This window comes from Caulobacter sp. Root655 (assembly GCF_001427665.1).
Classification (GTDB): domain Bacteria; phylum Pseudomonadota; class Alphaproteobacteria; order Caulobacterales; family Caulobacteraceae; genus Caulobacter.
This window is the reverse complement of record NZ_LMHC01000012.1, coordinates 313,504-334,112: the sequence shown is the minus strand read 5'-3', so window position 1 is coordinate 334,112 and position 20,609 is coordinate 313,504. Positions and strand designations below refer to the sequence as shown.

The window sequence follows — 20,609 nt, the reverse complement described above, 5'->3', positions numbered from 1 at the left end:
TTCGATGAGAGGCGCGGTGGTCTTGCGGGTGGATGCGCGGTTGGTTGAGCGGCCTGACCTTCTCCCGGAATCGCGCTGATGGGGCGCGGGACCGCGACCCTGCTGGCGGCGGTGGCCGCGGGCCTGGCCCTGCCACTCCTGGCGCTGGGCCTGAACCTGCCGTGGTGGCTGGCCCTGGTCGTCGCCGTGGCGGTGTTCGGCGGGGTCTGGCTGGTGCTGAAGCCGGGCGGCGGCCTGGGGCCCGGACTCACCGACGAGGCCGTCCTGGACGCGCGCAGCGCCACCGCCCAGGGCTTGTTGCTCGAAGCCGCCAACGCCATCGACCGTCTGCGCAAGGCCCGTCGCGAGATCAAGGACGCCCCCATGCGCACCGAGATCGCCCACTTGCTGGAGGTCGGCGACAAGGTGATGCGCGAGGTGCGCGAGGACCCCAGCCGCGCCATGGCCGTGCGCCGCCTGTTGACCTTCTACCTGCCCAACGCCGCCAGCGTCGCCGACGGTTGGCGCACGCTGGAAGCCCGGGCGGTCCCTTCCGCGGCCCGCATGACCCAGACCCGCGAGGTGATGGGCGGGCTGTCCCAGGCCTTCGCCAAATATGCCGACGACGTCGCCGAACCCGAACTGCAGACGCTCGACCTGGACCTGAAGGTGTTGAAGGACGCCCTCAAGGCCGATCTGAGCAACACCCCGTGAAGGAGACCTGAGGCATGGCCATGAGCAGGCGGGCGATGGCGGGGCTGGGCGTCCTGGGGGTCAGCGCGGCGGTCACCGGCGGGGTCGTGCTGTTTCGTGACCGACCCGAGGTTCGCGGGGCCCTGGGCGATGTCGACCTGGTCAAGGGCTATGCCGGCGGCGAGAAGATCGGCTTCATCCAGAACCCCCACACCATCGCCGCCCTGAAGCAGCACGGCCTGGCCCTGGCGGCCGAGCGCGCCGGATCGGTGGAGCAGGTCCGCGACCCGACCCTGCTGGCCACCAAGCCTCAGTTCCTGTGGCCCAGCTCCAGCCCGCTGATCGACCTGGCCCGTCGCCAGGTCAAGATTCTCAAGGACGAGGTGATCTTCAACTCGCCCATTGTCATCTATTCCTGGGCCCCAATCGCCGACGGCCTGGTCCGCGCCGGCTTGGCGACCAAGGAAGGCGCCCACTACCATATCGACGCCCGGGGCCTGATCGACGCGGTTCTGGCCCGCCGATCCTGGAGCGAGCTGGGCCAGCCCGACCTCTACGGCCGGGTGCGGCTGATCGCGTCGGATCCCAACAAGTCCAATTCCGGTTTCATGTTCGCGGGCCTGGCCGCCAACCTGCTGGCCGGCGATGTCGCCACCGCCGACACCCTGCCGGCGATCCTGCCCAAGCTGGTCGACCTGTTCCGGGGCATGGGCTTCAAGTCCAGTTCCTCGGGCAAGGTGTTCGACGACTACGTGGCCGGCGGTCCGGGCGCCCAGCCGATGGTGGTCGGCTATGAGAACCAGCTGGTCGAGTGGATCCTGGCCGACAAGGAACGCTGGAAGCGCATCGCCGGCGCCGCCGGGCCGGCCAAGCCGGTGGCCCTCTATCCCAAGCCGACGGTCTATTCCGCCCACCCGCTGATCGCCCTGGACCCGCACGCCCTGCCGTTGATCGACACCCTGATGTCGCGGCCGCTGCAGGAGATCGGCTGGCGCGACCATGGCTTTCGCGGGCCGCTCGGCGCGGTCGGCGCGGAGACCGATCCGATGATCGCCGGTCGCATGCCAGCCCAGATCGCCGCCGTCGCTCCGATGCCCGACATCGAAGTCATGCTGAGCATTCTCAAGGCCCTAATCTGAACGCCAGTATGGCGTGACAGGCGTTGTCAGGTTCGCAATGGGCCAGCAGAATCTGGTGTTCTGCATGACGTGCTTGAGCACTGTCTCGCCTTTGATCCAAGCCAATATTCAACCTCTACGATATGGAGGTCGCTTCCAAAGGAGCTCTCATCACTCTGGTGCATCAAGAACCCATGGTTCGGATAGGACGACCGCGTCGACAGGGGCACGGGTCGGCCTGGTGGCGGGCATGACCTCCAAATTCAGTCAGGCGATCACGATCCGCGCGTGGGCGAAGGCGTCCACGTAGTCCGGCGACAGGGAAAGATCCGTCACCAGCACGTCGACATCGGTCAGTTGCGCCGTGCGGATCAGTCCGTAGCGATCGAACTTGGTGGCGTCGGCCGCCAGGATCACCGTGCGCGCCTTGCCATAGACGATCCGGTTGACGGCGGCCTCGCCCGAATGGAAGTCCATCAGCCCCTGGTCGCGGCTGATCGCCCCCACCGACAGCACCGCCAGGCTGGGCGTGAACTCGGCCAGGTAGTCGCAGCTGCGATGGTCGAAGAAGGCCTTGTACTGGTAGTCGAGCTCGCCGCCAGACAGGAAGACCTTGTTGTCGTTGCGGCCGCCGAGCTCGGTGGTCACCGCCACGGAATTGGTGATCACGGTCAGGGACCTGTGCTGGCGCAAGGCCTTGGCGACGTAATAGCTCGTGGTGCCGCTGTCGATGTGGACGATGCCGCCGTCCGGGACCAGGTCGGCGACGGCCCGGGCGATGCGCTGCTTGGCCTCGGCGTTCTCCCGTAGCCGCAATTCGAAGGGCCCCTCCACCACATCGAGCGGCAAGCTGGCCGCGCCGTGGACTTTGGAGATCGCGCCGTTGGCCTCCAGCACCTTGAGCTCGCGGCGGATGGTCTCTTCGGAAACCCGCAGCTCGTGGGCCAGTTCGCGCACCGCATAGGTCCCGGCCGTCTGGATGCGGGCGATGATCGCCTGTTGCCGAACCTGCCGCTTGGTCATGATCGCCCCCTGAGGATTGACGGGGAAATGAGGGAATTACAACCGGCACGTCAAGAAGAATGCGATTTCGCCGGAAATACCCCTCATTATGAGGCTAAAATGTGGGAAATTTTCGCTATACGCATTTTTCAGTCAGAAATGTCGCAGAACTGACGCGTCAGTTCCCTAAGGACAGCCCCGACAGACGGACCCGTTGGGGGGACGCGCCTGAAGCCGGTGAAAACATGACTCGATCGACGTCCAGCGGTCTCGGTGACCCAAGAGCCGATCGTCGGCCGCGTGGGCGCGGCCTCTGGTTGGCCGGAAGCGCCGTCGGCGTCCTGGTCCTGGCGACCCTGGGCTCCGTCGCACACGCCGGAGACCTGGACGACGGCGGCGGCGATGTCTCGGCGCTGGTCGTCAACGGCAAGCGGAAGGCCGCCGCCGACCAGCAGGTCCAGGCGATCGGCGCGACCAACGTGCTGTCGGCCGACCAGATCCGGCGCAATCCCGACCAGAACGTGGTCGACGCCCTGGCGCGCCTGCCCGGCGTTTCGGTCTCTCCCACCGACAACATGGGCTCGCCCTCGCAGGGCAACCACCACGGCGTCGACGCGGCCGGGCGCGGCGAAGGGTCGTTCGTCAGCCTGCGCGGCCTGAACGGCGCCTACAACGTCAACCTGCTCAACGGCGTCAACGCCGCCCAGGGCATGCCCTACAGCCGGCAGATCGAGCTGAGCCTGCTGCCGCCGGTCGGCCTGGACCGGATCGTGGTGTCCAAGACCTCGACCGCCGACATGGACGGCGACGCCATCGGCGGCACGATCGACTTCCGCACCCCCACTGGCCTGGACTTCCAGGAACCGATGACGCGGATCTACGTCCAAGCCGGCCTGGCGCAGTTGCCGCTGCGCTACGGCCTCAAGGGCGGCTCGGGCCTGGCCCAGGCGGAACTGGCCCGACGGTTCGGGGCCGGGGACCGGTTCGGGATCTACGCCACCGCCTATTACGGCCGGCGCGACTTCGCCTCGACGATGCAGGACTACCAGGCCGGCCAGTGGGAGCACGCCATCTCCGACGGCGAACAGGGCAGCAACCCGGCCGGCATGGACAAGAGCGACAACCTGCTGCTGACCAGCGTCAACGCCCAGTTCACCCGTGGCCAGCAGACGCGCTACGGAGCCATCGCCTCGCTGGACTGGGAAGGCGAGCAGACCACGCTCTACGCTCGCGGCAGCTTCGCTCGCTCGAACATCGACCAGGAGGTCTATCAGAAGAGCATCCAGGCCGACGGCTATTCGGCCGGGGTCCCGCGGCCCGACGGCCTGTACCAGAACGCCGAGGACGACGGCGAGTACCACTACTGGTTCGAGACCTCGCCGGAAGTTTCGGAACTGGATTCCTTCCAGCTGGGCGGCCAGTCGCGGTTCGGCCGGCTGACGGCGGACTACAACGCCTTCTACAGCTGGGGTGAGAACTCGGCCCCCGACCACGCCGAGATCAGCTACCTGGCCAGCGCCGACAACGACCTCAACGGCCCGTTCACGGTAACCTATCGCGACCGCTATCCCATACCGCAGCTGACGCCCGCCCAGCTGGCGCGACTGAACGACAGCCGCCTGTTCCTGGTCGGCGAGGACAGCGGCGAGTTCACCAGCTCCCGCAGCGAGCAGCGCAAGACCGGCGGCAAGGTCGACTTCCACTACGACTTCGATCGCGACGTGCTGAGCGACGTGGCGTTCGGCGCGAAATATGTCGAAAGCCGCCGCGAGGCGACATCCCGCGACTACAGCGACCTCGCCCCCTATCCGGCGGGTTCGACCCTGGCCGACAGTCCGCTGATCGACAGGACGCTGAGCGAGACGATCAAGGGCGTCTACCCCTACGCCCTGCCGATCGGCGACGGCGCGGCCCTGACCGACCTGATGGCCGGCCTGGCCAAGTCCCAGGTCCTGTCGGCCGACGACTTCAACAAGAACACCCTGTCGGGCACGGAAAAGGTCTCGTCCGTCTACGTGCTGGCCAATCTCAAGCTCGGCGGCGTCGAGGTGCAGCCGGGCCTGCGCTACGAGCACACCGACATCCACGACACCTTCTGGAACCAAGTCACCAATTCGGACGACAGCGCCGGCGCCTCGGCCTTCGCCTCCAACCAGACCAAGTACGATTTCGTGCTGCCTAGCGTGCACGCCAACTACCGTCCCGACGCCGAGACGGTGGTGCGGGCCTCGATCTGGCGCAGCTATGTGCGACCGGCCTTCTTCCAGCTGGCCGGTGGTCGGCGCACGACGCTCAATGCCGACGGCTCGATCGACATCACCGAGGGCAACCCGAACCTGAAGGCGATCTCGGCCGTCAACTACGACGTCTCCTACGAGCACGCCGCGCCGGAAGGGACCCAGTTCATGGTCGGCCTGTTCCTGAAGGACATGTCCGACTACCTCTATGATCGCGGCAACACCTACCGCGCCCAGACCGTGGCCCAGACGGGCGTTTCCTCGATCAGCCGCCCCGAAAACGGCGGCGCGGCGCGGGTCTACGGTCTGGAGATGTCCGTGCGGCGCCAGTTCGCCGAACTGCCGGGCCGGCTGGGCGGCCTGGGCGTCAGCGGCAACCTGACCCTGCAGCGCTCGAAGGTCGACCTGAAGGACCCCGACACCGACAGCGGCATGCCGATGCAGGGCTCGCCCGACCTGCTCTATAACGCCTCGCTGTTCTACGACCGCGATGGGATGACCGCGACCCTGTCCTATCGCTATGGCGGGCCGACCCTGGTCAGCTACCGGTTCGGCGACTATGGCGGCGTCGATCTCAACGAATGGCAACGCTCCACCCGCACCCTGGACGCCAGTGTCGCCTACCAGTTCCCGAGCGGGCTGAAGCTGACCCTTTCGGCCTCGAACCTGCTCAACGACTACGGCTACTATCGGACGGTGGGGCGCGACAGCGGCACGATCCCGCAACTGGTCTCGTCCGGTCGCAACGCCTTCATATCGGCGGCCTATAGCTTCTGATCCTTCCCCCGCCCCGGCCGCCTCGCGCCCCCCTCGCGAAGCGGCCAAGCCGGAGCGCCCATGCCTTTCACGCGACGCCGTTTCATGAAGACCGCTTCGGGTGCGGCCCTGGGTGCGGCGGCGGCCGGCGGCCCCGCCCGGGCGACCTCGCCCGGGCGGGGTTCGATCCGCGACGTCGAGCATGTGGTCATCCTGATGCAGGAAAACCGCTCGTTCGATCACTATTTCGGAGCCCTGCGCGGTGTGCGCGGCTTCGACGATCCGCACCCCGTGCTCAAGCCGAACGGCGACCCGGTGTGGATGCAGAAGCAATTGGACCAGGACGGCGGCGAGACGGTCATGCCATTCCGGCTGAACACCGGCGTCACCGCCGCCCAATGCTTGTCGGGCCTGGACCACAGCTGGAAGGGCAGCCACGACCGCTGGAAGAACTACGACGTCTGGATGCCCGAGAAGGGGCCCATGAGCATGGGCCACCTCACGCGCGAGGACATCCCCTACTACTACGCCCTGGCCGACACCTTCACGATCTGCGACGCCTATCACGCCTCGGTGCACGGGCCGACCGGCCCCAACCGCCTGTTCCTGTTCTCGGGCACCAACGGCCTCAGCGTCGGCCAGGTCACGGTCTCGGCCGTCACCAACGACGGCTCCGACGACAACGGCTGCGCCGACATGGCCAAGGACGACCCGGCCTTCGCCGGCTATGGCTGGACGCCCTACGCCGCGCGCCTGGAGGCCGCCGACGTCAGCTGGAAAGTCTACCAGGAGTACGACAACTACAGCGACAATCCGCTGGCCTACTTCCCGATGTATCGCGACCTCGACCGCGGCTCCCAGGCCTATCGCCGCGCCCGGGCCTGGGTGGCGGGCTCGACGAAGGAGAACGTCCCGCAGACGACGGGCCAGCACCTGGTCGACGCCTTCGCCGCCGACGTCGCGGCCGACGCCTTGCCCGCCGTCTCGTGGATCGTCGCGCCGTTCAAGCTGTGCGAGCACCCTGACGCGCCGCCGGCCTATGGCGAGACCCTGACCGCCCGACTGGTCGCCGCGCTGGGCTCCAATCCGGAGGTCTGGAAGAAGACCGTCTTCATCCTGAACTACGACGAGAACGACGGCTTCTTCGACCACGTGCCGCCGCCGATCCCGGCGATCCGGCCGGAGCTGGGCGCCAGTACGGTGGATCTGCGCGGCGAGGACTATCAGGGCGAACCGCTGGGCCTGGGTTTCCGGGTGCCGATGCTGATCGTTTCACCCTGGACGCGCGGCGGCTGGGTCAATTCGCAGGTCTTCGACCACACCTCGGTGTTGCGGTTCCTGGAGCTGCGGTTCGGCGTGGCGGAGCCCAATATCGGCCCGTGGCGGCGGGCGGTGTGCGGCGACCTGACCTCGGCCTTCGATTTCGACATTTCCGAGGCCGAGCGGCGGGACACCGGCTGGCTGCGACAATTGCCCGACACCAGCGACTACAGGACACGCAGCGACGCGAGCTGCCGGCTGCCCAAGGCCCACTACGCCCAGCCTCCGGCCATGCCGCGCCAGGAACCGGGCGTCCGGCCGGCCCGCTCCCTGCCCTATGGCCTGGACGTCCAGGCGCGCTGGTCCGACAGCCAGCTGACCCTGCGGTTCCTCAATCGGGGCCGGGCCGGAGCGGTGTTCACGGTCTATCGGGACGGCGACGACACGGGCCCGCGCTACTACACCGTTGAGGCTGGGAAAACCCTGTCGGGCGCCTGGATGGTCGCCGGATCGGTCAAGGCCCACGGCTTCACCGTCCATGGCCCGGACGGATTCTATCGGGCGTTTCGTGGCGGTCGCGCCGCGTCCGCTCGTGAACGGCGCGGATTCACAGGATGAAATCCCCGGCTTTCGCCCTCGACGCGAAACGGCGTGGACGGGCTTAGGTTGGATCGCGCGCTCGAGGGCCAGTCTTAAGTTGGGGCCGCCAAGTTGGCAAAACTGCCCTGTTGAGGGATTTCAACGCCCTAGCCAGTCCGTGCTAAGTTGGCCCCACACGGGTATTCGGCCCCATGATCCACAGGCGGCCGGCCCGGACAGATGGCAGGCAGCGACGGGCGTAAACCCCATGGCCGAACGCCCGAAATTTAGTCAGACAAGATCAGGCATCTATCGGGTGTGAACACGACTCGGGGACGGGCTCCTTTGCACGTTCTCGCCTTCCAGCCGCGGGCGGCGACGCTGGTCATCGGCCCGATACATCTTGGGCTGGAAGGGTTCACCCGGTGCGTCTCGCATTTTGTCCAGCGATGGAATCACGCTTCGCATTGATCAATGGTTGCGGTACCATTAGTCAGACAAAAACAATACGACGTTAGGGGGTTTCAATGATTGGCTGGTGCTGCACTCGCGACGCTCGCCAGGCCGGCGCCCAAGCCGGCCGGGACGGACAACGGGAAAAACACCCTCGCAAACTGACGAGGCTGCTTGCGATCACCGCCACTCTCGCCACCTTCGCCTGGCCCGTGGCCGCGCAGGCGCCTCTTCCGGGGCCACCGGAGCGCCAGCGCATGATCGTGTTGAGCGACATCGAGGCCGATCCCGACGACACCCAATCCTTCGTGCGACTCATGCTCTACGCCAACCAGATCGACCTGGAAGGGCTGGTGGCCACGACATCGATCCACATGAAGACCTCGACGCATCCGGAGTCGATCCGCCGCGTCATCCAGGCCTATGCCAAGGTCCGCCCGAACTTGGCCAAACACGAGGCCGGTTTCCCGACGCCCGACCGGCTCGCCGCTCTCGTGAGCGAGGGGCAGTCCGGCTACGGCATGGCCGCGGTTGGGACGGGCAAGGATACAGCCGGGTCGCGGCTGATCATCCAGGCGCTGGAGCGCGACGATCCGCGCCCGCTCTGGATCTCGGTATGGGGCGGCGTCAATACGCTGGCCCAGGCCCTCCACACGATCCGCGAGACGCGCTCGCCCGAAGCGGCCCGCCGCCTGATCGCCAAGCTGCGGGTCTATACGATCTCGGACCAGGACGACGGCGGCGCCTGGATCCGCCGCACCTTTCCAGAGCTGTTCTATGTCGTCAGCCCCGGCGGCTATGGCGCGGGAACCTGGACCGGCATTCACACGGTCATCGACGGCGCCGACAACCGCACGGTCAGCAACAGCTGGCTGCGCGACAACATCCAGCAAGGCCATGGACCGTTGGGCGCGACCTACCCTGACGTCTCCTATGGCATGGAAGGCGACACGCCGGCCTTCCTGTCGCTGATCCCCAACGGCCTGAGCGATCCCGAACACCCCGACTGGGGCGGATGGGGCGGCCGCTACGAGCTCTATACGCCGGCCGTCGCCACCACCGATCCGAGCGGTTTCAGCGGGGTGACCATCGAGCCGGAGACCCGGCCGATCTGGACCAACGCGATCGATACGTTCACGCCGCGGGTCGCCCAGGACTTTGGCCGCGCTCACACGCCGGCGGAGCGATCCAAGGACTTCCGCGCCGGAATCTGGCGATGGCGCGATGATCTGCAGAACGACTTCGCCGCGCGGATGGACTGGACGACGCGGCCGTTCGCGCAGGCCAATCACGCGCCGGAGGTTCGGCTCGCTCATCCTGATCGATTGACCGTGAAATCGGGCCAGCGCTTCGTCTTGAGCGCGGCCGACAGCACCGATCCCGATGGCGACAGCCTGAGCTTCCAATGGCTGCACTATCAGGAGGTCGGCCACTGGCAGGCGGCGATTCCCAATGGCATCGCCGCGAACATCCATACGGTCGATTTCACCGCGCCAACCGTCACCACGCCGCGTGAGGCCCACTTCATCGTTCGGGTTACCGACAAGGGCGCTCCGCCCCTTACCCGCTACAAGCGGGTGATCGTCACCATCGCGCCCTGACCCGACCGGGCTGGCTCATGCCCGGGAACCGGCGCTGGTAGTTGGTCGGCAGGGCGCGCAGCGCCTCGATCAGTCGCCGCCCATCGGCGCCGGCCCGGATCGGCCAGGTAGCCCTCTAGCGGCATCTGCAAGGTGGGTCTGGAAGGGGCGCCGCCGTCAGCGGCGGCGAGACGACCTGGATCGTCGGCGGCGCGGCTGGAGACTTACTGGCGGCGGAGGGCTGGTCGCTTAGAAGCGCTGCGTCTTGCTTGCCGCCGGGGTCGAGTGGGAGCGATCAAGGGTCGGAAGCGGTTCAAATTGTCCGACTAATTGGTTCGTTGAATTCGCGAGGTTCGACGCAAGCGGATATCGCCGCTAGAGATGGATTTAGAAAATCAAATTTATAAATTGTCCAATACATACATATGGATATCAGGCTTTCCATTTTCCGGGATGCCGTTCGAAAGACACGCGATCAGCATTCCGAGTGCCACCGGTGTCAGCGACACAGCGTCGCATTTCAATAAGATTCGTCATATTTGTAGGGGGATTAAACTTGCCAAGTTTTACCGATGGGGATAGTACGCATAGGTGAAATGACAACGCTGCCATCTGGGGAGCGGGTCATGGGTTCAGTCGGCGCCCGCAGAGCGCCAGGACCTGGCAGGCAAAAGGGAGGGGTCAAAATGTCTCGCGGACAGATTCTACGGACGATGCCGGTTCAGGGCGCCTCGGCGCTCGCCGTGCGCCGAGGCGCTCCTTCGCGTCGGTTGCTCGTCGCCGGTGTTTCGCTTGGCGTGCTCTGCGCGTTGACAGCGTTCGACAGGTCGGCGGCGCAGGATGTGTCATCCGCGACCAACGGCGGCGAAGTCGTCGATACCGTGAAGGAAGTGGTCGTCACCGCGCGCCGCAAGGCGCTGCAGAGCGCCATCGAGATCAAGCGGAACTCCGACACGCTCGTCGACTCGGTCGTCGCCGACGAGGCCGGCCAGCTGCCCGACAATTCAATCACCGAAGTTCTTCAGCGCGTGTCGGGCGTGTCGATCTCGCGTTTCGCGCCGGGCAACGGCGGAAGCACCGCGTTCCAGATCGAAGGTACGGGCATTACCGTGCGCGGCCTTCCCTTCAATTCGAGCATGCTCAACGGTCAGCAGGTGTTCAGCGCCAACGGCGCGAGCGCCATCAGCTGGAACGAAGTCACGCCCGAATTGATGGCCGGGGTCGATGTTTACAAAGGCACGCGCGCCGACCTCATCGAAGGCGGCGCGTCCGCGGTCGATCTTCGCACGCATCTGCCCTTCGATTTCAAGGATGGCCAGGTCAGCGTCACCGCGGGCGGCAGCTACGGCGCCCAGGCGAAAAAGGCCTCGCCCCGCGCGTCCGCCATGTTCTCGAAGCGTTTCGACACCAACATCGGCGAATTTGGCGTGTTGTGGGATCTGGCCTACAGCCGCCTGCACCAGCAAGGCAGCAACCTGCAGGTGGGCGCCATGTTCGCCCAGTACGTGCCGACCTCCACGCGTGACGATGATCTTGCCTTTGTTCCCAGCTCGTTCAGGTGGAGCACAGACAAGAGCAAGCGCGACCGGTACGGCTTCTATCAGGCCCTTCAGTGGAAGCCGGCTTCGAACCTGACGCTGACCAACACCGTGTTCTTCTCGCAATATGTCGAGGATAGCCAGGGCAACAGCGGTTCCTTGGGGACGAACCCATCCGCGGCATCCGCGGTCATCCCCGTTATCGGCCGCCCGGTTGAATATGACGCCAATGGCGCCTTCCGTAAGGGAAGCCTCATGGTCGGATCCACCGGCAATGCGGTGGAGTTCCAGAACACGACCATGAACACCAGCTGGCTGCCCCCCCAGTACCAGCTCGACTGCGGCTCCAGCTATGGCGCTCCTGCGTCGATGATTCAGTGGGACTGGTCGCCGGGCGCCCCCGTTCTGGCGCAGTGCGGCCCCACCACCACACTGAACCCCACCGGCGGCGCGACGGCATCGCACAGCAAGAGCTCCACGCTGGATATTTCGCAGAGCTTCGTCTGGACCCCGGGGGACCGGGTGTCGGTGCGTGGCGGTGCGCAATATGTTTCTTCCCGCATGACCGGGCAGAGCATGTTTGTTGGCCTCTCTCAGCCGCTGGTTGGTTCGGTGGACGTCGATCTGACTGGGAAACTGCCGACCGTGTCTGGCATATCCACTGCCGGCATGCTCGATAAGAGTACGGCGTACCTAGGCTTCATGGGTTATCACAAACCCAAGAATGAAGGGGCGATGGTGGCCGCCCATATCGACCTTGAATACCGGGTCAGCGACGATGGATTCCTGCGCAGCATCTCTGTTGGCGCTCGTACGGCCAACCGCTCCGAAAACGACAACTTCGCGGGGTCGTATTTCGCACCGCTGGGTCAGTCATGGATGGGGAGAAATTTTGGGACCCACCTCGAGGACCCGACGTTTGGGCCGGGGAATATTCAATATCTCAATAACCCAAATGTCCGGCAGTCGGATTATCAAGTCGCCAACTTCCCGAATTTCTTCGGCGGCAAAGTGGCTGTTCCGTCACAGCTTTTCGTCGCCAGCGATTCGCTCATGCAGAGCTATGACTGGTACCATTTGCTCAAGACGTATAACGGTGAGATCCCCAACGGGACCGCGGATCAGTATTGGACGAACAACCTCGATCAGGGCCTGAACAAGACCGATAGCCGCATTGTCAACAAGGCTGCCTATGTTCAGGCCAAGTTCGCGCATGATGGTATCGGATTCATTCCGGCGTTCTCGGGCAATATCGGCGTTCGTGTATTCCGCGATTCTCTGCGGGCGAGCGGTCTGCTGCAAACGCCGGACGCTGATAGGCTTGTTCTGAGCGCGGCGGACAGCACGGCATACTTCAATGCGCAGCTGCCGGGTTCGTCGAGCCCGTACCCGACGACCTATTATTTTGATAGAACTTTTGCCATGCAGCACCGCAGCTATGATTACACGCGCGTTCTGCCTGCGTTCAACATCAAGTTCGATGTATCCGACAAGTTCATCATTCGGGGTGCGGCGTCGAAGTCGTCTGCCCCGCCGAATCTCAATGACATTCGCGCGGGCGGTTTCGTCGACGCCAGGACGCTTCAAAACCCTACCTTGGGAGACCAGGCGCCGCCCATTCTCACGGGTTTTACCGCCCGAGACTCGGGCGCAAATCTGAAGCCGACCATGATCACCAGCGAAGATCTGGCGTTCGAATTCTATCCGTCGTCGTCCAGCTTCTTCTACGCCAGCGTGTTCGCCAAGCAGATCGAGGATCATCCGCAGTTCTATTCGTTCATCGCCAGCAATCTTCCCGTTCCAGGGAAGGCCTACACCAATGGTCAGGCCCCCCCCTCCCAGGGGGCGACGACCCCGGACCTGGGGACGCCGTCAAGCCACGATCTTCCGTGGCTCTATATGCAGAACAGGACGTCGACGGAGAAGGCCAAGATCAAGGGCTTCGAGATCGGTGGCCGCAAGTTCTTCGACCAGCTGCCGGGAATGCTTCGCGGGTTCGGCATCGAAGGCAACGTGACCTACATCGACAGCAGCAACCCTGCCCAGCAGGCCAACAATATGTTGAGTCCGGGTCTCAATCCGGACGGCACGGTGCCGCAGACCTACCCCAACCTTCCCTACGCCGGATTGTCGAAGTGGGCTTACAACATCCAGCTGCTGTACAGCTACCAGAAGGTCAATTTCCGTCTGGCGTACAATTGGCGCGACAAGGCCTTGCTGTCGACCAATGTCAATCCGCTGTCGTATACGACGAGCGGCGGCAATCCCTACATCCTCAACACCAGCCCGACCAACTTTGACTCGGATCATTCCTATCCCGTGTACAACATGGTTCCGGCCTACATGGCGGCGGCCGGATACCTGGATATGGGCTTCGACTACAAGTTGAGCGAAAAGGTTTCCTTCTCGTTCAACGCAAACAACCTTCTCAACACCAAGTCGAAAACCGTTCAGGAGCCCATACCTGGCGTGTTCCAGCCGTACGACCATAACGTCAGCGATCGGCGCTACGAGGTCACCGTGCGGGCGCGCTTCTAACGGTCTGAACGGGGAAGGGCGCTTCATCGGGAAGCGTCCTTCCCTTTTCGAATACAGTATCGCGGCCGGTCCACGCCCGGTCGCCTGTCACGGGCGCGGCCGGTTGGCGCGCCTTGACCGACCTTCAACCACCGATAGGCCTGAAACCCATCCGGCAGGCACGGCGCCGGGTACGTTCATGGCGAGGCATGTTTATGAACAGCGGCCCTCAACAGGATATCGTCATTCTGGGTGGCGGCGCGGCGGGGTGGATAGCGGCCGCGCTGCTGGCCAAGAAGACGGATCGCCATCGAACGCGCATCACCCTGGTCGAATCCGAGGAGATCGGCATCATCGGCGTCGGCGAGGCGACGGTCCCGGTGCTGGCGCAATGCAACGCCCTGCTCGGCATTGATGAATTCGACTTTATTCGCCGCACCCAGGGCACGTTCAAGCTGGGCATTGAATTTTGCGACTGGGGCGTTGCCGGAAACCGGCATTTCCACGCGTTCAGCGACTATGGTCACCAGGTTGAAGGGGTGGCGACCCACCATTACTGGCTGAGGTTGCGGCAATCAGGCGACGACCATCCGATCGATGACTATTCGTTCGCCTACGCCGTCGCGAAAAACAACAAGTTCGACCTGAGCGATCCGCAGAATTCGCGCTATCACCACGCCTATCACTTCGACGCCGCCTTGTACGCCCGCTACCTGCGGGACGTGGCGACCGAGCTGGGCGTGCAGCGTATCGAAGGCAAGATGACGCACGTCGATCTGGATGGCGAGACCGGCAATATCGCCGCCATCCATCTTGCCAATGGCGTTACGGTGCCCGGCGACCTGTTCCTGGATTGCACAGGGTTCGCGTCCGCACTGCTGGGAAAGGCGCTGGAAACGCCGTTTGTCGACTGGTCGCGCTGGTTGCTTTGCGACAGGGCCATGGCGGCGCCATCGAAACGCCCCGACGCGCCCACGCCGTTTACGCGATCCACCGCGCACGCCGGGGGCTGGCGCTGGACTATTCCGCTGCAACATCGCAGCGGCAACGGCATGGTCTATAGTTCGGATTTCTGGAGCGACGACGAGGCGCGCGAGGCCTTGCTGGGCAATATCGACGGCGAACCGCTGGCCGAGCCACGGCTGTTCCGCTTTACCTCCGGGCATCGCAAGCAGTTCTGGAACCGCAATTGCGTGGGGATCGGTTTTGCCTCCAGCTTTCTCGAACCCCTGGAATCGACCGGACTACAGTTGATCGTCATGGGGGTCTTGAAGTTGCTTCGATACTTCCCCGAACGGACCATCGACCCCGTTCTGCGCGACGAATATAATCAACTCTCCACCCGCGAGATCGAGCGTATCCGCGACTTCATCATCGCGCACTACTATCTCTCGCGCCGTCCCGAACCCTTGTGGGCGGCGTGCCGCGACATCGAGATACCCGACAGCCTTCGGCACAAGCTCGATGTCTGGAACGCCAGCGGACAAATCGCGCTGGGCGATTCCGAATCCTATATGGAGCCGAGTTGGCTCGCCATTCTGTTGGGCAACGGCGCCGTTCCAGCGCGCCACAACGTATCGGCTGATCTCTATCCTTTGGAGCAGATCCGCAAGGGTATGGAATTGCGCCGCCAAGAGATCATGCGTTCGGCGCAGGCGGTCACTTCGCATCAAGACTTCATCGATCGTTACTGCAAGGCTCCCCAAGCGGCGCCGGCCGACTAAGTCGCGTCACCGCGATGTGACTGAGAGGGCAAGGGGTAAGAGTCTGACCAAAAATGATAGCGGTAACATATTTGGACATACAGCCGGCATGAGACCGGGCGCAGAAAGATGGATCATGACGCACAAACACCTGATCGGCTGGGCCGCGCTATGTGTGATGACAGTGGCCGGCCCGCTCGCGGCGCAGGACACGTCGCATAAACCCGGCGCCAACCCGATCATCCGCGACCGGTTCACCGCTGACCCGGCGCCGCTGGTCGTCGGCGACACGCTGTATCTCTACACCGGCCACGACGAGGCCCGGGGCGACGCGATGTTCGACATGCGCGAATGGCTGGTCTTTTCGACCAGGGACATGAAGACCTGGACGCCGCACGCCCCGATCATGAACGTCAAGGACTTCAAGTGGGCCAAGCAGGACGCCTGGGCGTCGCAGGCCATCGAGAAGAACGGCAAGTTCTACTTCTATGCCGCCGTCGCACACGACGACAGTCATCCGGGCATGGCCATCGGCGTCGCCGTTTCGGACAGTCCGACCGGTCCTTTCACCGACGCGCGTGGATCGGCCCTGATCACCAATCAGATGACGCCCGAAGGCACGCACAGCTGGGAGGACATCGATCCCACCGTCCTGACCGACGATGACGGCACGACCTGGATCGCCTGGGGCAATCGCGACTGCTACATCGCGAAACTCAAGGCCAACATGACGGAAATCGACGGCCCGATCCGCAAGATCACCCCGCCGCATTTCGAGGAAGGTCCCTGGCTGCACAAGCGCGGCGATCTCTATTACCTCGTCTATGCGTCGTTCGACCGCAAGACCCAGAGCGCCGAACACACGTCCTACGCCACCGCGACCTCGCTGGACGGTCCATGGACCTATCGCGGCGAACTGACCAAATCGGCCAAGAACAGCTTCACCATCCATGCCGGCATCGCCGAGTTCAAAGGCCAGGGGTACATCTTCCTGCACAATGCGACGCTCACCGTCGGCGACCAGAGCGGCGCCGTCGGCCGCCGCGCCGTGACGGTCGAGTATCTGCAATACAACCCGGACGGCACGTTGAAGCCCGTCACCCAGACCGAGGCCGGCGTGTCCGTACCGCCTCCGCCGGCCCATTAGCGAACATAATAACCGCGTCGGACAATGGCGCGATAATCCAACTGGGATCCAATCAATGCGCCTTCTGACCTCCGCGGCCGCGATCGCCGCCGCCCTGATCCTGCCTGTCGCGGCCCATGCCGCCGATGCCCCGGTTCAGGTCACGCTCGATGCGTCCAAGCCCGGCGCCGTGATCGACCGCCACCTCTTTGGCCAGTTCGCCGAGCACCTGGGCAGCGGGATCTATGGCGGCATCTGGGTCGGCAAGGAGTCCACGATCCCCAACACGCGCGGCATCCGCAACGATGTCGTCGCGGCCTTGAAGGCGCTCAAGGTCCCCAACGTCCGCTGGCCGGGCGGCTGCTTCGCCGACCAATACAACTGGCGTCGCGGTGTCGGCCCTGAGCGCAAGCCGGCCGGGGCGGGCGAGCCCAATACGTTCGGCACCGACGAATTCATGGACTTCGCCCAGCAGATCGGAACCGACGCCTATATCTCGGTCAATCTTGGCTCGGGCACCGCGCAGGAAGCCGACGAATGGCTCGAATACATGACGTCTTCGACCGACCACGCCCTGGGCGCCGAGCGCGCCAAGAACGGTCACCCCGAGCCATACAAGGTCGCGATCCTTGGTCTCGGCAACGAATCCTGGGACTGCGGCGGCGCGATGTCGGCGGACTTCTACGTCAACGAAATGAAGCGCTTTTCGCACTTCTTGCACAGCTACAATCCCGCCCAGCCGATGAAGCGCGTGGCCGTCGGACCGAGCGGCCCCGACCCCGTTTATACCGAGGCCGTCATGAAGGCCTGGAAGGACCGTTCCTGGTCCTGGGACATCGAAGGTCTGTCGCTACATTCCTATGCGGCGGGCGGCTGGCCGCCGCATTTGCCGGACACCGGTTTTGACGAAAAGGACTATGCCGTCCTGCTGAAAGACTCGATCGGCATGGACGAGACGATCAAGACGCAGTCGGCGATCATGGACAAGTATGATCCCGAAAAGAAGGTCGCCCTGGTGGTCGACGAATGGGGCGCTTGGCTGGCGCCGACGCCGGGGTCGAACCCCGGCGCTCTGGCGCAGCAGAACACCCAGCGCGACGCCGTGCTGGCCGCGCTCAACATCAACGTCTTCGCCCGCCACGCCGACCGCGTCCGCATGGCCAACATCGCGCAGATGGTCAACGTCCTGCAGGCCATGATCCTGACCGACAAGGACAAGATGCTGCTGACGCCGACCTATCACGTCTTCCACATGTACGTGCCGTTCCAGGACGCGACCTTCGTACCGCTGACCTTCGACGCCGGCGCCTATACGACGAACGGCGTCACCCTGCCGCGCGTCGACGCCATCGCGGCCAGGGACAAGGCCGGCAAGGTGTGGATCGCCGTCACCAATATCGACCCGAAGTCGCCCGCGACATTCAGTGTTTCACTGGCCGGCGTGAAAGCCACGAAGGCTTCGGGCCAGACCCTTTCGGCGCCGAAGGTCGACAGCATCAATACCTTCGACGCCCCCAATACCGTCGCCCCCAAGGCGCTGTCGGCCAAGGTCGCGGGCGGCAAGCTGACCGTCACCGTCGCACCGGCGTCGGTGACGGTGCTCGGCCTGGAATAGTCGGGGCAAAACCGGCGGGCCAGGCCCGCCGGCCCTTCTACCGGCAGGGTGGGAAGCGGTGGCCCGCGACGGTAGGTCGCCACAACCGCTTTACGCGTCCAAAATGTCTGAGTAATGTGCTCCGACGCCTGATGGGATCCGGGCTTACCGGGTGGAAATGGCTGACCTTTCCGAAGGTGTTGCAACTCATTTTCGGGCTCTCGATGCGATAATACGTCCTAAACGAAGAAAGCGCCGGCCGCGGCGTCAATTGTCTGACAAAAATGAGGCGCGCGTCTTGTGGATGCCGTCTCGGATGCGGTAGCAAAGCGCAAAAGGGGAAGCGTCATGCGGCATGGATCGAAATCGCTCCGAATGGTCATGTCCGGGCTGGTGTCATGCGTGGCCTTGACGCTGAGTCTATGCGCGGCGCCGGCATCCGCGCTGGATCGGGACGGTCCAGTGGCGAGCGCGTCCAAGGGCCTGTCCACCGCGACCTGGACGCCCGACAACGGCGACGGCACCTTCACCAATCCTTTGTTTTATGACGAATTCTCGGATCCGGACCTGATCCGCGTCGGCGACTGGTTTTACCTGACCGGCACCACCATGCACGCCATGCCGGGCCTGCCGATCCTGCGCTCGAAAGACCTGGTCAACTGGGAATTCGTCGCCTACGCGCTGGACAAGCTCGACCTCGGCCCGGCCTACCGGCTGGAGGATGGCCAGAATGTCTATGGTCAGGGTATCTGGGCGCCGTCCTTCCGCTACCATGACGGCAAGTTCTACATCTTCTCGAACGTCAACCGCCAGACGACCCAGATGTTCACGGCCACCGATCCGAAGGGGCCGTGGACGCGCACGCCGATGAAGCGCGGCTTCCACGACCTGTCCGTCCTGTTCGACGACGACGGCAAGGCCTATGTCGTCTGGGATCACCAGACGATGCACCTGGCCCAGCTGACGGACGACCTGACCGACATCGTTCCGGGCACCGAACGCGTCCTGTTCGCCAAGGACGCGGGGATGGGCGAGGGGGCGCATTTCTACAAGATCGACGGCAAGTACTACATCATCAGCGCCAATTATTCCGGCGGCTTCCGGATGCCGGCCGCGCGGGCGGATCATGTGCTGGGACCTTACGAGGTCAATCAAGCGATCAGCTTGCACGAGGATTTCGGCATGGCGTCAAGCAAGCGCACGGGTGCGCCCAAGCCGCCGTTCACGTTCTGGGGGCCTACCCCCGCCGCCAAACATGACCTGGCGCTGCACCAGGGGGGCGTCGTCCAGACGCCCGCGGGCGAATGGTGGGGCTTTTCCATGATGGATTTCAATTCCGTCGGTCGCCTGCTCGGCCTGTCGCCGATCACCTGGAAGGACGGCTGGCCCTATTTCGGCCTGCCGGGCAACCTGACCCGCACGCCGCGGACCTGGGTGAAGCCGAAGACCGCCACGCCGCAGCCGGTGCGCGCGCCCTTCCGGCGCAGCGATGATTTTTCGGCGCCGAAGCTCCAGCCCCTATGGCAGTGGAACCATGTCCCGGTCGACGACAAGTGGTCGTTGTCGGAACGGCCGGGCTACCTGCGGCTTCACGCCCTGCCGGCGACCACGTTCTACGACGCGCGCAACACCCTGACGCAGCGGGCGATCGGGCCGATGTCGACGCCGACCGTTCTGCTCGATGCGTCGAACCTGAAGCCGGGCGACACGGCCGGCCTGGGGCTGCTCAATCTGCCCTATGCGACCTTGGGCGTCGAAAAGCGCGCCGACGGGCTCGACGTCGTCCTTTATGACCAGCACCCCGACAAGACGGTGCGGGTGAAGATGACCGGGACGCGCGTCTGGCTTCGGGCCGACTGCGACTTTCTCACCGAACGGGCGCGCTTCAGCTATTCGTTCGACGGCGTCACCTTCACCCCGATCGGCGACGAGGTCGAGCTGTTCTACCAGACCTTCACCTTCCAGGGCGTTCGCTACGGATTGTTCAACTACAACACGACCGGCGCCGAGGGCGGTTTCGCCGATTTCGACAGTATCGACGTCCATCAACCGCACACCCATGGCCTGATGCGGCCCATTCCCTACGGCCGATCGATCCGGCTGACCTCGTTTCACGCAACGACCGGGCTGGCGGCCGGCGGCGGGCCCAGCCTGGCCTCGGGCGCCCCGACGCGGTTCGAGATCGTCGACCGCCGGCTGGGCCGCGTCGCCCTGCGGTCGGGCGGACGCTATGTCACGGTCGGCGAGGATGGAGCGGTGACGCTCGTGGCCGGCCGGTCCGGTACGGCGCAAAACTTCCAATGGATTGAAACGCCGACAGGGGAACTGGTGCTGATGTCACTGGCCACCAACCGCTTCCTGCGCATCGATCCGAAGACCGGGGACATCCGGGCCGACAGTCCCGGCCCCATGCCGGACGACAGCGACGGCGCGCGCTTTATCTGGTCGGAATAACCGCCACCATCCATATGTTG

At 64.5% G+C, this 20,609-nt stretch carries 11 protein-coding genes; 10 read left to right on the top strand and 1 reads right to left on the bottom strand.

Going from position 1 to position 20,609, the window contains the following annotated elements:
* The first annotated feature begins 78 nt into the window (after positions 1–78).
* The gene (locus ASD79_RS10565) at positions 79–693 is read left to right on the top strand and encodes a 5-bromo-4-chloroindolyl phosphate hydrolysis family protein (RefSeq protein WP_056721295.1); all 615 of its coding nucleotides are present in this window, start codon (positions 79–81) and stop codon (positions 691–693) included.
* A gap of 14 nt (positions 694–707) precedes the next feature.
* On the top strand, positions 708–1,811 hold the full coding sequence (locus ASD79_RS10560; protein WP_056721293.1) for a hypothetical protein: 1,104 nt from the start codon (positions 708–710) through the stop codon (positions 1,809–1,811).
* 246 nt (positions 1,812–2,057) lie between these two features.
* Here the strand turns inward: ASD79_RS10560 and ASD79_RS10555 are convergent, their stop codons facing one another.
* Entirely contained in the window at positions 2,058–2,813 is a 756-nt protein-coding gene (locus ASD79_RS10555; RefSeq protein WP_056721291.1) for a DeoR/GlpR family DNA-binding transcription regulator, read from the bottom strand.
* Between the two features lie 296 nt (positions 2,814–3,109).
* Here ASD79_RS10555 and ASD79_RS10550 point away from each other — a divergent pair, with 296 nt between their 5' ends.
* The 8 genes from ASD79_RS10550 to ASD79_RS10515 all read left to right on the top strand — a co-directional run bounded on the left by ASD79_RS10550 (position 3,110) and on the right by ASD79_RS10515 (position 20,589).
* Positions 3,110–5,806 (top strand): TonB-dependent receptor, encoded by a 2,697-nt coding sequence (locus ASD79_RS10550; RefSeq protein ID WP_056721289.1) that lies wholly within the window; start codon positions 3,110–3,112, stop codon positions 5,804–5,806.
* A 60-nt stretch (positions 5,807–5,866) separates the two neighbouring features.
* Positions 5,867–7,663 carry a phosphocholine-specific phospholipase C gene (locus tag ASD79_RS10545; protein ID WP_082584878.1) on the top strand — a complete coding sequence of 599 codons (1,797 nt, stop codon included), beginning with the start codon at positions 5,867–5,869 and terminating at the stop codon, positions 7,661–7,663.
* A gap of 671 nt (positions 7,664–8,334) precedes the next feature.
* Positions 8,335–9,678, top strand: coding sequence for a DUF1593 domain-containing protein (locus ASD79_RS10540; protein WP_235524400.1), 1,344 nt, complete (start codon positions 8,335–8,337; stop codon positions 9,676–9,678).
* Between the two features lie 665 nt (positions 9,679–10,343).
* Positions 10,344–13,733 (top strand): TonB-dependent receptor, encoded by a 3,390-nt coding sequence (locus ASD79_RS10535; RefSeq protein WP_235524399.1) that lies wholly within the window; start codon positions 10,344–10,346, stop codon positions 13,731–13,733.
* 188 nt (positions 13,734–13,921) lie between these two features.
* Positions 13,922–15,436: a tryptophan halogenase family protein gene (locus ASD79_RS10530; RefSeq protein ID WP_235524398.1), complete on the top strand. Its 1,515-nt coding sequence runs from the start codon at positions 13,922–13,924 to the stop codon at positions 15,434–15,436.
* A gap of 115 nt (positions 15,437–15,551) precedes the next feature.
* The gene (locus ASD79_RS10525) at positions 15,552–16,562 is read left to right on the top strand and encodes a glycoside hydrolase family 43 protein (RefSeq protein ID WP_082584877.1); all 1,011 of its coding nucleotides are present in this window, start codon (positions 15,552–15,554) and stop codon (positions 16,560–16,562) included.
* 55 nt (positions 16,563–16,617) lie between these two features.
* Complete coding sequence (locus tag ASD79_RS10520) at positions 16,618–18,156, top strand: alpha-N-arabinofuranosidase (RefSeq protein ID WP_056721281.1); 1,539 nt, start codon at positions 16,618–16,620, stop codon at positions 18,154–18,156.
* A 441-nt stretch (positions 18,157–18,597) separates the two neighbouring features.
* On the top strand, positions 18,598–20,589 hold the full coding sequence (locus ASD79_RS10515) for a family 43 glycosylhydrolase (protein WP_235524397.1): 1,992 nt from the start codon (positions 18,598–18,600) through the stop codon (positions 20,587–20,589).
* Positions 20,590–20,609 lie beyond the last annotated feature (20 nt).

Bases quoted from the DNA above. Each gene is read 5' to 3' on its own strand.
- ASD79_RS10565 (WP_056721295.1), top strand. From the start codon at position 79: ATGGGGCGCGGGACCGCGACCCTGCTGGCGGCGGTGGCCGCGGGCCTG.
- ASD79_RS10560 (WP_056721293.1), top strand. From the start codon at position 708: ATGGCCATGAGCAGGCGGGCGATGGCGGGGCTGGGCGTCCTGGGGGTC.
- ASD79_RS10555 (WP_056721291.1), bottom strand. From the start codon at position 2,813: ATGACCAAGCGGCAGGTTCGGCAACAGGCGATCATCGCCCGCATCCAG.
- ASD79_RS10545 (WP_082584878.1), top strand. From the start codon at position 5,867: ATGCCTTTCACGCGACGCCGTTTCATGAAGACCGCTTCGGGTGCGGCC.
- ASD79_RS10540 (WP_235524400.1), top strand. From the start codon at position 8,335: ATGATCGTGTTGAGCGACATCGAGGCCGATCCCGACGACACCCAATCC.
- ASD79_RS10535 (WP_235524399.1), top strand. From the start codon at position 10,344: ATGTCTCGCGGACAGATTCTACGGACGATGCCGGTTCAGGGCGCCTCG.
- ASD79_RS10530 (WP_235524398.1), top strand. From the start codon at position 13,922: ATGTTTATGAACAGCGGCCCTCAACAGGATATCGTCATTCTGGGTGGC.
- ASD79_RS10525 (WP_082584877.1), top strand. From the start codon at position 15,552: ATGACGCACAAACACCTGATCGGCTGGGCCGCGCTATGTGTGATGACA.
- ASD79_RS10520 (WP_056721281.1), top strand. From the start codon at position 16,618: ATGCGCCTTCTGACCTCCGCGGCCGCGATCGCCGCCGCCCTGATCCTG.